The sequence below is a fragment of the Mycobacterium sp. URHB0044 genome, from assembly GCF_000620625.1.
In the GTDB taxonomy this organism is placed as follows: domain Bacteria; phylum Actinomycetota; class Actinomycetes; order Mycobacteriales; family Mycobacteriaceae; genus Mycobacterium.
In genome coordinates, this window is record NZ_JIAW01000025.1 from 1 (window position 1) to 13,388 (window position 13,388).

The window sequence follows — 13,388 nt, forward strand, 5'->3', positions numbered from 1 at the left end:
CCCTTGACGATGCCGAACTCGTCGTTGAGCACCTTGGCCAACGGACCCAGGCAGTTCGTCGTGCACGACGCGTTGGAGATGATGTTCTGGCTGCCGTCGTACTTGTCGTCGTTGACCCCGATCACGATCGTGATGTCGGGATCGGTGGCCGGCGCAGAGATGATCACCTTCTTCGCCCCCGCATCCAGGTGACCCTTGGCCTTGGCGGCGTTGGTGAAGATGCCGGTCGACTCGACCACCACGTCAACACCCAGATCACCCCACGGCAACTCGGCGGGACCGGCCTTGACCTCCAACGCCTTGATCTTGGTGGAACCCACCACGATCGTGTCGTCACCCTCCAAGCTCACCTCATACGGCAACCGACCCAGGATCGAATCGAACTTCAACAGATGCGCCAACGTCGCATTGTCGGTCAGATCGTTGACCGCCACGATCTCGATGTCCTTGTTCGCACCCAGCGCCTGCTGCGCATCCAGAGCCCGAAAGAAGTTGCGCCCGATTCGGCCGAAGCCGTTGACGCCTACCCGAACCGCCACTATGTGTTCTCCTTCAATCGTCGTTCGACATCCCCCAGATGGGGAGCTGTTCAACCGCATTCACGTCCCGCGCCCGCTCCCCCAATGAGGGGTGCCGCGACAGCGTCTGCGGCGGCAAGGTAGATCTGACGCCCACATCATCGGAGGACGGAAATGAGCCAGATCGGCATCGTCGGGTCGGCGCAGACGGCATTGTCTTGTTTCCCCGTCACAGGCGACCGCATTCGCGTTGCCAGGGGCGTCCTAGGACGTCTCGGCCGCGTCGGCTCGACGTCACCCGGCCACGTCGTCGTCCATTACGACGACGGTGGCCGGGAAATCGTCGACCCGAGCCGACGTCCACTGTTCGTTCTTCGTTGACGGTGCGTGGCCACACGGGGACAGCGTGTTCGAAAAGGGAAAGTAAACGCGCTGCCCCCGTGCGTCATTCAGGCAGATTGAAGCTCGGCGCGTAGCCGTGCCGCGGCGCCGTTGGCCGCCACGCGTTCGAGCAGGGCCGTCTGGCCATCGGTGACGAGGTCGGGATCTCCGTGCCAGGCAGCCAGCGCCGGCGACACCAACGCACGTCCGAAGGAGAACGTCAGCGGCCACGGTGTCCGGTGGGCCTGCATGGCCTCGAGATTGGCCGTCGCCCGCTTGGGTGTCTGGCCACCGGACAGGAAGGCCACCCCGGCAAGGTCGCCGGGCCACGCCCGCAGCACGCCGACGGTGAGCTCGGCCGTCTCCGCCGGCGTGGACTGCCGTGCATAGTCCTCGCCCTCGAGAATCATGTTCGGCTTGAGGACGATACCCGCCAAATCAACGTGAAAGAGCGCTAATTCGGCTCGCACCGCCGCGTGAACCTCACCGGTCACGTCGCGGCACACTCCGCGGTTGTGAGTGCCGGTCATGAGGACCTCGGGCTCGACGATCGGCACGATGCCCGCCTCCTGGCAGGCCGCCGCATAGCGCGCGAGGGCGCTCGCGTTCGCGCTTATCGAGCCGCGACTGGGCGTGTCGGAGCCGATCTCGAATACCGCGCGCCACTTCGCAAACGCAGCGCCCATCTCGGCATACTCGGCTAGACGCGCGGGTAGCCCGTCGAGCCCCTCGGTGACCAGCTCGCCGTCCAGGCCTGGGCTCTGCTTCGCGCCGGTATCCACTTTGATGCCGGGCAGGATGCCCAGGGCGCGCACGGCCTGTGCGAAGGGCGTGCCATCGCTGAACGTCTGGCGCAGCGTCTCGTCGCAGAAGATGATGCCCGAAACGCTTTCGGACAATCCCGGGGCCGTCGCGAGCAGCTCGCGATACCTGCGGCGGTTCTCGGCGGTCGGCTGCGCCCCCGCCTCCTCGAGACGCTTCGACATGGTCCCGATGCTCTCGTCAGCGGCCAGGATGCCCTTGCCGGGCGCCACCATTCGTGCCGCGGTCTCTCGACATGTCGTCATTTGAATGTTGCCCTTCGGTACGTAGTCATCGGTCGCAAGTTATCGGGCTGAAGATGGCCACGGCCTCACCTACATGGTGGATACGCAGGGTGAGAGAGTTAAGCGAATGCTTCAGAGTACGAGGCGTATTCGCAATAGACACGTTGATGATCGACTGGCAGCATTCCCGGCATGACGACAGATCGTTGGAACGCTGGAGTAATTCCCTACGCCGAAATGGGCTACTGGCAGCCCGACTACATCCCGAAGGACTCGGATGTGCTGTGCGCCTTCAGGATAACCCCACAACCCGGCGTCCCGCCGGAGGAGGCCGGCGCAGCGGTTGCCGGTGAATCGAGCACCGCAACGTGGACCGTGGTCTGGACCGACCGGCTGACCACCTTCGAGCACTATCAGGCCAAGTGTTACCGCGTCGACGCGGTTCCCAACGCGCCCGGGCAGTGGATCGCCTGGATCGCGTACGACCTCGACCTCTTCGAAGAAGGCTCGATCGCCAACCTCACCAGTTCGATCATCGGGAACGTCTTCGGGTTCAAGCCGCTCAAAGCGCTTCGCCTGGAAGACATGCGCATACCCACCCAGTACGTGAAGACCTTCCAGGGTCCCGCCCACGGCGTGGTCATGGAACGCGAACACCTGAACAAGTTCGGACGACCCCTGCTCGGCGCAACGACCAAGCCGAAGCTCGGCTTGTCAGCACGCAACTACGGCCGCGTGGTCTACGAAGCCCTGCGTGGCGGACTCGACTTCACCAAGGATGACGAGAACATCAACTCGCAACCGTTCATGCGGTGGCGCGACCGCTCCCTCTTCTGCATGGAGGCCGTCAACCGCGCGCAGGCCGCGACCGGTGAGATCAAGGGTCACTACCTGAACGTGACCGCAGGGACCATGGAGCAGATGTACGAGCGGTCCGAATTCGCAAAGGAACTCGGATCCGTCGTCGTCATGGTCGACCTGACGATCGGCTACACCGCCATCCAGTCGATGGCCAATTGGGCTCGCGCCAACGGCGTGCTGCTGCACCTGCACCGCGCCGGCCACGGCACGTACACCCGGCAGAAGTCTCACGGCATCAGCTTCAGGGTGATCTCCAAGTGGATGCGGTTGGCTGGCGTCGACCACATCCACGCGGGCACCGTCGTCGGCAAGCTCGAAGGCGACCCGGCCTCCACCGCCGGGTTCTACGACACGCTGCGACTCGACAGCGTGGCGGCCGATCCCGTCAAGGGCCTGTACTTCGACCAGGAGTGGGCATCGATGCCCGGCGTCATGCCGGTTGCATCGGGCGGCATCCACGCCGGCCAGATGCACCAACTGCTGCACTATCTCGGCGAAGACGTCATCCTGCAGTTCGGCGGCGGCACCATCGGCCACCCGATGGGAATCTCCGCTGGTGCCGAAGCCAACCGCGTGGCTCTCGAGGCCATGATCAAGGCGCGCAACGAAGGTCGCGACTTCTACAAGGAGGGCCCGGAGATCCTCAAGAAGGCGGCATCGACCAACCTTCCCCTCGAAACCGCTCTGGCCACATGGGGTGACATCTCGTTCAACTACGAATCCACCGACACCCCCGACGTCGTCGCAACCCCCACTCTTTCCTGAACCCGATCGGAGAACTCATGCGAGTCACACAAGGCACCTTCTCTTACCTGCCGGACTTCACCGACGAGGAGATAACCGCTCAGATCAGTTATGCGCTCGACAACGGCTGGCCACTGTCGGTGGAGTTCACCGACGACCCGCACCCGCGCAACGTGTACTGGGAGATGTGGGGACTGCCGATGTTCGACCTCAAGGATGCCGCAGGCGTCCTGCTCGAGGTCAATGCATGCCGCAGTGCCTATCCCGGTACGTACGTCCGGTTGAACGCCTATGACTCGAATCTGGGGCGCCAGACCACCGCGTTCTCGTTCATCGTGCAGCGGCCGGCCGAGGAGCCGGGCTTCCGGCTCGATCGGGCCGAAGGGTCCGACCGGCGCATCGGCTACACGACGTTCTCGTATGCCACTCAAAAGCCCTCCGGGCACCGTTACGGATGACTGTGACCAGTGCAGCCGTTCCCACGCATCCCGAATCGATACGCCACGTTCCCACCATTGACGGATTCCGTGTGCCGGTGAGGTTGGCCGGCCCGGACACGGGTCGAGTAGTCATCATGTTCGACGGATCGCCGGATCGGACCGAGTCTTACGACGTCGTCCGCGAGCGGCTCCACGTAGCCATGTTCCGCACGGTTACCTTGCCGGTGCACAAGTGCCTCAGACCGAAGGACGTCATCGATATTCTCGACCGGCTGAAAGTGGCCGGTGGTCTGCTCGTCGGGGATGGAGCCGGCGGCGAGCTGGCATGGAAGCTCGCCGCCGCCCACCGCGAACGCTTTACGGGTCTCGTGGTGATCGACTGTGGACATCCACGCGTTGCCAGCGACAGCGGCTTGATTCGCGACAAGCGTTGTCCCGCAGTGGCTGCCGATACGACCATGTTGGTCAGCACACACTCAGCACATGCTGCCGCCCGCGCGAGCAAGCGGCACGTTCACGGCGAGTTTCGACTATTGGAACTGGCAGGACCGCGCAGCTCGCGGCACTTCACGGCTCAACTCACCACCGAGATCGTGATGCGCGTGCTATCGCGCTAGTACACGAGCAACGCCGGGTCGCACGATCACGTGCGGCCCGGCGTTTAGTCGTCGCTGTTGGCGGCCCAGTACGCCGCCGATCATGCGAAGTGCCGCCGTAGGCTCAGCGGCCAGCCGAGACCCCGTCCTTCAACTCGGCATTCCGGCGGTCCACCAGGCGCAGGATCATCGGTGTGAAGATCAGCTGCATCGCGAGGTCCATCTTGCCGCCGGGACACACGATCGTGTTCGGCCGGGACATGAACGAATCATGCAGCATCGACAGCAGATACGGGAAGTCGATGCCGTGCGGATCACGGAACCGGATGATCAACATCGATTCGTCCGGCGTAGGAATGTTCCTGGCGACGAACGGATTCGACGTGTCGACCATGGGCACGCGTTGGAAGTTGACATCCGTGTTCGAGAACTGCGGACAGATGTAGTTCACGTAGTCCGGCATCCTCCGCAGGATGGTGTCGGTGACCGCCTCCGATGTGTAGCCGCGCACGACTTTGTCTCGATGCAGTTTCTGCAGCCACTCGAGGTTGATCACCGGCACCACACCGATGCGCAGATCGGCATGCTGGGCGACGCTGACCGTACCGGTCTCGATGGCGCCGTGCAGTCCCTCGTAGAAGAGCATGTCGGTGTCATCCGGCAGAGATTCCCATGGCGTAAACGTGCCGGGCTGCTGTTCGTACGGCTTCGCTTCTTGCTCGTCATGGAGGTATTTGCGGAACTTGCCACCGCCTACCTCCGAGTACGAACGGAAGAGGTCCTCGAGGTCTTCGAACAGGTTCGCTTCCGGACCGAAGTGACTGAACGTGTGGTCACCTCGGGCGTGCGCCTCTTCGATCGCCGCCTTCATCTCTACGCGATCGAAGCGGTGAAAGCTGTCGCCTTCGACGTAGGCGACGTTGATTCCTTCACGGCGGAAGATCTGCTCGAAGGTGCGCATCACCGAGGTGGTGCCAGCCCCGGAGGAGCCAGTGACCGAGACGATGGGGTGTTTGCGTGACATGTCGACCTATCCCGCCGCTGTCCGGAAGAGACCCCGCGTACCGTATAGCGGCAACTGGGACACCTGCTCATACGATTCGGCGTGGTACTCCTCGATGCGTGTCACCTCTTCACTAGCCCCGAACACGAGCGAAACCCGTTGGTGCACATCGGTGGGCTCCACCTCGAGGAGACGTTGCCTGCCGGTACTGGCCGCGCCGCCGGCCTGCTCGACGAGGAACGCCACTGGGTTCGCTTCGTACATCAGCCGCAACCGGCCAGGCCGAACGGGCTCGCGGTAGTCGCGCGGGTAGAGGAAGACACCACCCCGGGTAAGGATTCTGTGCGTCTCGGCCACCAGAGAGGCGACCCAGCGCATGTTGAAGTCCTTCTGCCGGGGACCCGACTTGCCGGCGAGACACTCCTGCACGTATCGCTGCACGGCCGGCTCCCAGAATCGCTGGTTCGACGCATTGATCGCGAATTCCTTGGTCGTCGACGGAATCTGGATGGACTCGCGGGTCAGCAGGAATTCTCCGAGGCTCGGGTCGAGGGTGAACGCGTGCACTCCCGTTCCCACCGTGAGAACCAACATCGTCGACGGCCCGTAGATCGCGTATCCCGCGCACACCTGTTGCGTTCCAGGCTGCAGGAAGTCCTGCGTCTCAGGATCGGAACCCGGCTCCGGTGCGCGGAGGATCGAAAAGATGCTGCCGACCGACACATTCACGTCGATGTTCGATGAACCGTCGAGCGGATCGAACAACAGCAGGTACTTCCCCCTGGGATGTTCGGCGGGCAATCGGTAGGGCTCGTCCAGCTCCTCGGACACCATCCCGGCGACGCGACCACTCCACTCGTTGGCGCGCAGGAAGTAGTTGTTGGCAAGCACGTCCAGCTTCTGCTGCACCTCGCCTTGGACATTGGTCTGGTCCGCCGATCCCAGTACGTCGGCGAGCGCGCCGGCCGCAACGCGTTTCGAGATCGCCTTGCAGGCGAGCGCGACATCGAGGATCAACCCGTTCAGGTCTCCTGATGCGTCGGGATGGCGTCGGCGTTCTTCAATCAGGAACTGAACCAATGTGGTGCGATCGGCAAGCATGCTCCAAGGTTGTCTGGCAGCCGACTTTCGGCCATCCCCCTTATGGGTGGGCAGCTGGGTGGCAGCCTCCCGATCAGCTGGTCACCGTTGCGACGCGAGTGTTGCGGTGCAGGTCGGACAGCCAGCCGCACCACTTGTCGATTCCCAGCGACGTCCGGGCACTTGTCTCGATCACCGCGACGCCGGGATTCACGGCATTCAAGTTGGCGTAGAACGCCGACAGGTCGTAGTCGAGGTGCGGGATCAGGTCCATCTTGTTGACGATGACGACGTCGGCTGACCGGAACATGACCGGATACTTCAGCGGCTTCTCCTCCCCCTCGGTCACGGAGTAGACCATCGCACTGGCATGCGCTCCGACATCGAACTCTGCGGGGCAGACCAGGTTTCCGACGTTCTCGATCAGAAGCAGGTCGAGATCGGTCAAGGACAGCCGCGCGAGGGCAGAACGCACCATTGGCGCGTCGAGGTGGCATTCGCCGCCGAATCCGTTGCTGGTGTTGATCAGCGAGATGACGGCGCCCAGGCCACTGAGCCGGTCGGCGTCGATGCTGGTCTCGATGTCCCCTTCGACGATGCCGACGCGCAGCCGACTATCGAGCTGGAGAAGGGTCTCCCGAAGTACCGCCGTCTTGCCCGCGCCGGGAGACGACATCAAGTTGATGGCCGTCACGCCCGCAGCGTCGAAGTCGCCTCGATTGGCGGCCGCAGTGTGGTCGTTCTCCTCGAAGATCCGCTCGAGCACCACGATCCGGTCGGTCCCGGTGGCGTAACCAGAGTGGTCACCGTGGTCGTGACCGTGAGCGTCCTGTTCGTGTTCGTGATCGTGGCCATGATCATGAGGGTGGTCGTGATCGTGATCGCCGTCGTGTCGGTGAAATCTGCCCATACCGTTACACCTCCGCCAAATCGAGTGAAGTAATGAGGAACTCGTCTCCCTCGACCAGGGTGACCGCGTGACCGGTGCAGGATCCGCAGACCATCGCGACCTCGTCGAGGACCTGCTCGTGGCCGCAACCGGCGCAGCGGATCTTGGCGGGTATGCGCTCCACCAGCAATTCGGCACCGTCCAGCTCGGAGCCTTCGGTCACTAGAGACCAGCAGTACACCAACGTGTCTGGGACTATCTGCCGCATCGCACCGATCTGGACGTGCACGGTGCGCACTGCCCTTCCGGCGGCGTGCTTCGTCACGATCTTCGCCATGGAACTGCAGATCGAGAGCTCGTGCACTGTCGACCCTCCTCGAGTCAGACGCGACCATACACTCTTCGGCGGGCTACTGGCGCAGCGTTTCTGAAGGAGTGACTCCCCATCGCTTCCGGTACTCGACCGCGAAGCTTCCGAGATGATTGAAACCCCAACGGGTTGCGACATCGGTCACCGTCACGCCATCGCTCGGCAGCGCATCGGCAAGTTCGGCGTGCACACGCTCCAGCCTCATGTCGCGGACGTAGGTCATCGGCGACACCCCGAGCGCGTCTCGGAACCCCTGCTGAATGGAGCGGACACTCATGTGAACGTTTCGCGCGATCGACTCCATCGTGATCGTCTCCCCCAGGTGGGCGTCGATGAAGGTGATCGCCTCCTCGACCACCCGGCGAGCCGGATCGGCAGCCGGGCGGATGAACTCTTCGTGGTAGTTCGATGGCTGCACGTGCAGAAGGCTGTTCATCAGCAACTCCTCGATGCCGCTGATGCCGTGCCCGAGTTGGACCAGGGACCCCGACTGATAGACCTCCGTGTGCAGGAGTTGCACCGCCGCGTGCCAGCGCACCGCGACATCACTGGTCAGGTCGAATTCGGGATGAAATACCAACGGCCGTGACAGCCGTCGGCCGCGGAGCCGAGTGAGGTACTGCAGCAGCGCGGGTTCCTCGATGCGGACCAACAACTGCGGCGAATCATCGTCGAACTGCATGGTGAGCGCAGCTCCTGGGCTCGTCACGAGCGCACTGATCGTGTTCGCCTCGAACTCGTGGCCGTTGTGTTGGCACAGAGCACGACCGTTCATCGGCATGTGCACTGCGAAATACTTCCCAAGGGAAGGGATTTCGAGCGTTGCGCGCACGTGCAGGTCGAGATAGAGCATGCTGACGTTGCGGAGCCGGATGCCGTGCATGGTTGCGGCGAACGGTGACGCGTCGTCGTGGACGGCGAGCCGGCAGGGTGCCAGCGCACGACTCACCAGCGAACCCGCTTCCCGGACACTCTCGGTGTAGAAGATTTCGTTGTTTGCCAGCGCCGGTGGTACGCCACGGGAACGAACCTTGCGCCGGACCGGTTGTCCGGTGCGGCGGATGTCAATGAAACCGAGTCTGGCCAGGCGCGACATCAGCGTCCGCCCGCATCGCCGTACCCCGCGAATCGACTATTTGCTGAAGGGTTCTCGGCGATCATTCAAGTCTCCTTGGAGCATTGCGCGCATCTGCGCGCATATGTCTGCGCAATTCTGACAGCCGCTGCGCGAATGCGATAGGCCCAGAGGTCACACAGGGCTAGCGTCTGTGACCACTGACACATCGGCTAGGAGGACCTGAGTGGCTGCACATGCTTCGCTGATCGAAAGCCTGGACACCGATGCGTTCATCGCCGAGTCGCCAGGAGACGAGCTGATCGCCAGGCTCGAGGACCCGAAAGTCGCTTCTTCTATTTCGCTGATCCTCGACCACGCGGACCTCCTGGCAACGCTCATCGTTGGGCTCGACGGTCTGATCCGGCGTGCGGACACCATCGGCGACAGCCTGGCATCCGGCGTCGCAGATGCCAGGGAGCTGGCCGCGAGCGCTGGCGGTCTTGGGCCCTGGCCGAAGTTGGACTTGGCGGGACTCAGTGACACCGTCACGCGGTTGTCCGCGGCCCTCGTCGACGCCACCCCGGCCATCGACAGGCTGATGCACTCCTCGCTGACGGACCCCCAGACCGCCGACATTCTCGCCGAAGTCGGCGAGGCGCTGCTCGAGGGCAAACAAGCCGCAGCCGCCGACCCGCGCGGCCCGAAGGGCGTCTTCGCCCTCATGAAGGTGACCAAGGACCCCGATGTATCACGCGGTTTGGGCTTCATGATTCACATCGCGCGGGCCTTCGGTCGCCGCCTCGCCGTCACGCCGGAGACAGCCGACAAGCCGGGTGCGCGCCACTCCGCTCCGTAACCGGACGACCAACAATCCGACCAAACCTTCCAAACCGCAAGCAGTGAGAGGAGTTTTCATGGCGTCCGTGCTCTGGCTACAAGGAGGGGCGTGCAGCGGCAACACGATGTCGTTCCTCAACGCCGAGGAACCCAACGTCGTCGATCTCATCGTCGACTTCGGGTTGGACTTGCTGTGGCATCCGTCCCTTGGCCTCGAACTGGGCAACAATGCCCAGAAGGTGTTCTGGGACTGCGCCCGCGGCGAGCGGCCGCTGGACATCTTCGTCTTCGAGGGCTCGGTCATCAAGGCGCCCAACGGAACCGGGCGCATGGACATGTTCGCCGACCGGCCGATGAAGGACTGGGTGACCGACCTCTGCGAAGCCGCGCAGATCGTCGTCGCGATCGGTGACTGTGCCTGTTGGGGCGGCATTCCCGCGACCGAGCCGAATCCCTCGGCGTCGACGGGTCTGCAGTTTCACAAGCGCGGAAAGGGCGGCTTCCTCGGCCCCGACTTCCGCTCCAAGATGGGCCTTCCGGTCATCAACATTCCAGGATGCCCGGCGCACCCGGACTGGATCACCCAGATCATCGTCGCACTGGCCACCGGTCGTGCCGGTGACATCACCCTGGACGAACTGCACAGGCCCGAGACCTTCTTCAAGACGTTCACCCAAACCGGTTGCACGCGTGTGCAATTCTTCGAGTACAAGCAGTCCACGATGTCGTTCGGGGAAGGCACCCGTACGGGCTGCCTGTTCTACGAGTTCGGCTGCCGTGGGCCGATGACGCACTCGCCGTGCAACCGGATCCTGTGGAACCGGCAATCGTCGAAGACCCGCGCCGGCATGCCGTGCCTGGGCTGCACCGAACCCGAGTTCCCTCACTTCGACCTGGCTCCCGGCACCGTCTTCAAAACGCAGAAGGTCAGCGGGATGATTCCGAAGGAAGTTCCAGAGGGCAGCGACCATCTAACGTACATGGCCCACGCGGCAGCGGCTCGCATCGCGGCGCCGCAATGGTCCAAGGAAGACATGTTCGTCGTCTGATCACTGCGGTTCGAAACATCCCAGCCTGAACAGTCTTTGAAAGGACACCGAATGACTGCACTAGATCTATTCGTCAGCCCCCTCGGGCGCGTCGAGGGCGACCTCGACGTGCGCGTCACGATCGAAGACGGGATCGTCACCTCGGCATGGACCGAGGCCGCGATGTTCCGCGGCTTCGAAATCATCCTGCAGGGAAAGGACCCACAGGCCGGGCTGGTGGTCACACCGCGCATCTGCGGCATCTGCGGGGGTAGCCACCTGTACAAGTCCGCCTACGCGCTGGACACCGCATGGCGCACCCATGTGCCGCAGAACGCCACGTTGGTCCGCAACATCTGTCAGGCAGCCGAGACCCTGCAGTCGATTCCGCGTTACTTCTATGCGCTGTTCGCCATCGACCTGACCAACAAGAACTACGCGAAGTCGAAGTTGTACGCCGAATCGGTTCGCCGGTTCGCGCCGTATGTCGGGACGAGCTACCAGCCCGGCGTGGTGCTGTCGAGCAAACCCGTTGAGGTGTACGCGATCTTCGGCGGGCAGTGGCCGCACTCCAGCTTCATGGTGCCCGGCGGTGTGATGTGCGCACCGACACTCTCCGACGTCACCCGGTCGATCGCGATCCTCGAGCACTGGAAGGACCAGTGGCTCGAGAAGCATTGGCTCGGTTGCTCGGTGGACCGCTGGCTGGAGAACAAGACGTGGGAGGACGTGCTCGAGTGGGTCGACGAGAATGAGTCGCAACACAACAGCGACTGCGGGTTCTTCATCCGCTTCTGCCTCGACGTCGGCCTGGACAAGTACGGCCAGGGTGTCGGAAACTACATCGCCACCGGCACCTACTTCGAACCGTCCCTGTACGAGAACCCGACGATCGACGGCCGCAACCCGGCGCTGATCGGGCGGTCCGGAATCTACACGGGCGGTACGTGGTCCGACTTCGACCAGGCCAGGGTTCGCGAAGACGTCACCCACTCCTTCTACCAGGGGACGGGATCGCTACACCCGTTCGAGGGCGAGACCATTCCGGTCGACCCCGAAGAGGGCCGCAAGCAGGGCAAGTACAGCTGGGCCAAGTCACCGCGGTACGACGTGCCGGGCCAGGGTCACATCCCGCTGGAGGCCGGCCCGCTCGCGCGGCGCATGGCCGCCGGTGGGCCCGGCGCCGCAGCACATCAGGACAACGACCCGTTGTTCGTGGACATCTTCAACAAGATCGGGCCGAGTGTGTTCGTGCGCCAGCTGGCGCGCATGCACGAGGCGCCGAAGTACTACAAGTGGACACGCGAATGGCTCAATCAGCTCGACCTCAAGGAGAGCTTCTACACCAAGCCCACTGAGCACGCCGAGGGCATGGGTTTCGGATCGACCGAAGCCGCCCGCGGGTCCCTGTCGGACTGGATCGTGATCGAAGACAACAAGATCAAGAACTATCAGGTCGTCACCCCGACGGCGTGGAACATCGGTCCGCGCGACGGCGCCGAGGTGCTCGGCCCGATCGAGAAGGCATTGGTGGGATCACCCATCGTCGATCCGGAGGACCCGGTGGAGTTGGGCCACGTGGCCCGCAGCTTCGACTCGTGCCTGGTCTGCACGGTCCATGCCTACGACGGAAAGTCCGGTCGTGAGCTGTCGAAGTTCGTGATCAACGGAATGGTGTGATTCCAACGACTTCCTCCGCTTCACACGACACCACACAACCCGGCGAGTCGGACCCGAATCTCGACCCGCCGGGTTGTGAGGTCCTGATCGTGGGGTGTGGAAATCTCCTACGTGGCGACGACGGGGTGGGACCCGTCATGGTGCGCCACCTGTGGGAGCGTGGCATGCCGGACGGGCTCCGGCTGGTCGATGGCGGCACGGCCGGCATGGACGTCGCGTTCCAGATGCGCGGCGCCGAAAGGGTAGTGATCGTCGATGCGTCGGCCACTGGGTGCACTCCGGGAACGATTTACCGCGTTCCGGGGGCGGAGTTCGCCGAGTTGCCGCCGCTGCAGGGTCTGCACACGCACTCCTTTCGGTGGGATCATGCAATTTCGTTCGCGCGGTGGGCATTGGCGGAGGAATGCCCTACCGACATCACGGTCTTTCTGATCGAAGCGGCCAACGTCGCCATGGGGGCTGAACTCTCCCCCGAGGTCGCTGCGGCGATGGAGCAGGTGATCGACATCATCGAAGCCGACTTCATCTCGCCGCTTCGACCATCGGAGCCCAGCGAACCGGACGACCTCACAGTGCAGTTCACCGAAGACGGCTACCTACGTCTTAGCGCTGCGCTGTCCAATGCCCACTTTCCTGCCCATGTGACGGTCGGCGACGTCCGTGACGGCCAGCTGTGGCTGCTGCCGCTGCGAGGGCCGCGCAACGGTGGAATGTTGCTCAAGCAGCGCTCCCCCGCCGGCGATCGCGCCGTGCTGGTCCGCGAGCTGCTCGATGACGTCATCCCCACCGGTGTACGACGGGCATTCTGGGATGACGACCATGGCGCGTTGCGAATTCCATTGGAGCAGCGGGAGTGAC

At 63.5% G+C, this 13,388-nt stretch carries 14 protein-coding genes; 7 read left to right on the plus strand and 7 right to left on the minus strand.

Annotated features, from left to right (window positions below; all coding sequences use genetic code 11):
- A partial coding sequence (locus tag N536_RS0131990) for a type I glyceraldehyde-3-phosphate dehydrogenase (protein ID WP_029117346.1) occupies positions 1-539 on the minus strand: 539 nt, incomplete at its 3' end.
- Positions 540-967: 428 nt separating this feature from the next.
- Positions 968-1,966 carry a class I fructose-bisphosphate aldolase gene (locus tag N536_RS0132000; RefSeq protein WP_029117348.1) on the minus strand — a complete coding sequence of 333 codons (999 nt, stop codon included), beginning with the start codon at positions 1,964-1,966 and terminating at the stop codon, positions 968-970.
- A gap of 171 nt (positions 1,967-2,137) precedes the next feature.
- Between N536_RS0132000 and N536_RS0132005 the strand changes: the two genes are divergently transcribed.
- The 3 genes from N536_RS0132005 to N536_RS0132015 all read left to right on the plus strand — a co-directional run bounded on the left by N536_RS0132005 (position 2,138) and on the right by N536_RS0132015 (position 4,607).
- The gene (locus N536_RS0132005) at positions 2,138-3,571 is read left to right on the plus strand and encodes a form I ribulose bisphosphate carboxylase large subunit (protein ID WP_029117349.1); all 1,434 of its coding nucleotides are present in this window, start codon (positions 2,138-2,140) and stop codon (positions 3,569-3,571) included.
- 17 nt (positions 3,572-3,588) lie between these two features.
- A complete protein-coding gene (locus N536_RS0132010; RefSeq protein WP_029117350.1) occupies positions 3,589-4,008 on the plus strand; it encodes a ribulose bisphosphate carboxylase small subunit in 420 nt (139 codons plus the stop codon).
- 116 nt (positions 4,009-4,124) lie between these two features.
- On the plus strand, positions 4,125-4,607 hold the full coding sequence (locus N536_RS0132015) for an alpha/beta hydrolase (RefSeq protein WP_231514697.1): 483 nt from the start codon (positions 4,125-4,127) through the stop codon (positions 4,605-4,607).
- 103 nt (positions 4,608-4,710) lie between these two features.
- Here the strand turns inward: N536_RS0132015 and N536_RS0132020 are convergent, their stop codons facing one another.
- The 5 genes from N536_RS0132020 to N536_RS0132040 all read right to left on the minus strand — a co-directional run bounded on the left by N536_RS0132020 (position 4,711) and on the right by N536_RS0132040 (position 8,877).
- Entirely contained in the window at positions 4,711-5,610 is a 900-nt protein-coding gene (locus N536_RS0132020; RefSeq protein ID WP_029117352.1) for a phosphoribulokinase, read from the minus strand.
- Positions 5,611-5,616: 6 nt separating this feature from the next.
- A complete protein-coding gene (locus tag N536_RS0132025; protein ID WP_029117353.1) occupies positions 5,617-6,690 on the minus strand; it encodes a class 1 fructose-bisphosphatase in 1,074 nt (357 codons plus the stop codon).
- Between the two features lie 73 nt (positions 6,691-6,763).
- A complete protein-coding gene (hypB, locus tag N536_RS0132030) occupies positions 6,764-7,579 on the minus strand; it encodes a hydrogenase nickel incorporation protein HypB (protein ID WP_029117354.1) in 816 nt (271 codons plus the stop codon).
- A gap of 4 nt (positions 7,580-7,583) precedes the next feature.
- Positions 7,584-7,922: a hydrogenase maturation nickel metallochaperone HypA gene (locus N536_RS0132035; protein ID WP_029117355.1), complete on the minus strand. Its 339-nt coding sequence runs from the start codon at positions 7,920-7,922 to the stop codon at positions 7,584-7,586.
- 46 nt (positions 7,923-7,968) lie between these two features.
- Entirely contained in the window at positions 7,969-8,877 is a 909-nt protein-coding gene (locus N536_RS0132040) for an AraC family transcriptional regulator (protein WP_231514698.1), read from the minus strand.
- A gap of 352 nt (positions 8,878-9,229) precedes the next feature.
- Between N536_RS0132040 and N536_RS0132045 the strand changes: the two genes are divergently transcribed.
- Genes N536_RS0132045 through N536_RS0132060 form a run of 4 tightly spaced genes read left to right on the plus strand, consistent with a single transcriptional unit; the run spans position 9,230 to position 13,387 of the window.
- A complete protein-coding gene (locus tag N536_RS0132045) occupies positions 9,230-9,841 on the plus strand; it encodes a DUF1641 domain-containing protein (RefSeq protein WP_029117357.1) in 612 nt (203 codons plus the stop codon).
- A 58-nt stretch (positions 9,842-9,899) separates the two neighbouring features.
- Positions 9,900-10,871 carry a hydrogenase gene (locus N536_RS0132050; protein ID WP_029117358.1) on the plus strand — a complete coding sequence of 324 codons (972 nt, stop codon included), beginning with the start codon at positions 9,900-9,902 and terminating at the stop codon, positions 10,869-10,871.
- 51 nt (positions 10,872-10,922) lie between these two features.
- Positions 10,923-12,530, plus strand: coding sequence for a nickel-dependent hydrogenase large subunit (locus tag N536_RS0132055; RefSeq protein WP_029117359.1), 1,608 nt, complete (start codon positions 10,923-10,925; stop codon positions 12,528-12,530).
- On the plus strand, positions 12,527-13,387 hold the full coding sequence (locus N536_RS0132060) for a hydrogenase maturation protease (RefSeq protein WP_029117360.1): 861 nt from the start codon (positions 12,527-12,529) through the stop codon (positions 13,385-13,387). The genes N536_RS0132055 and N536_RS0132060 overlap by 4 nt, the downstream gene beginning before the upstream one ends.
- The last annotated feature ends 1 nt before the right edge of the window (position 13,388 follow it).

Bases quoted from the DNA above. Each gene is read 5' to 3' on its own strand.
- N536_RS0132000 (WP_029117348.1), bottom strand. From the start codon at position 1,966: ATGACGACATGTCGAGAGACCGCGGCACGAATGGTGGCGCCCGGCAAG.
- N536_RS0132005 (WP_029117349.1), top strand. From the start codon at position 2,138: ATGACGACAGATCGTTGGAACGCTGGAGTAATTCCCTACGCCGAAATG.
- N536_RS0132010 (WP_029117350.1), top strand. From the start codon at position 3,589: ATGCGAGTCACACAAGGCACCTTCTCTTACCTGCCGGACTTCACCGAC.
- N536_RS0132015 (WP_231514697.1), top strand. From the start codon at position 4,125: ATGTTCGACGGATCGCCGGATCGGACCGAGTCTTACGACGTCGTCCGC.
- N536_RS0132020 (WP_029117352.1), bottom strand. From the start codon at position 5,610: ATGTCACGCAAACACCCCATCGTCTCGGTCACTGGCTCCTCCGGGGCT.
- N536_RS0132025 (WP_029117353.1), bottom strand. From the start codon at position 6,690: ATGCTTGCCGATCGCACCACATTGGTTCAGTTCCTGATTGAAGAACGC.
- hypB (WP_029117354.1), bottom strand. From the start codon at position 7,579: ATGGGCAGATTTCACCGACACGACGGCGATCACGATCACGACCACCCT.
- N536_RS0132050 (WP_029117358.1), top strand. From the start codon at position 9,900: ATGGCGTCCGTGCTCTGGCTACAAGGAGGGGCGTGCAGCGGCAACACG.
- N536_RS0132055 (WP_029117359.1), top strand. From the start codon at position 10,923: ATGACTGCACTAGATCTATTCGTCAGCCCCCTCGGGCGCGTCGAGGGC.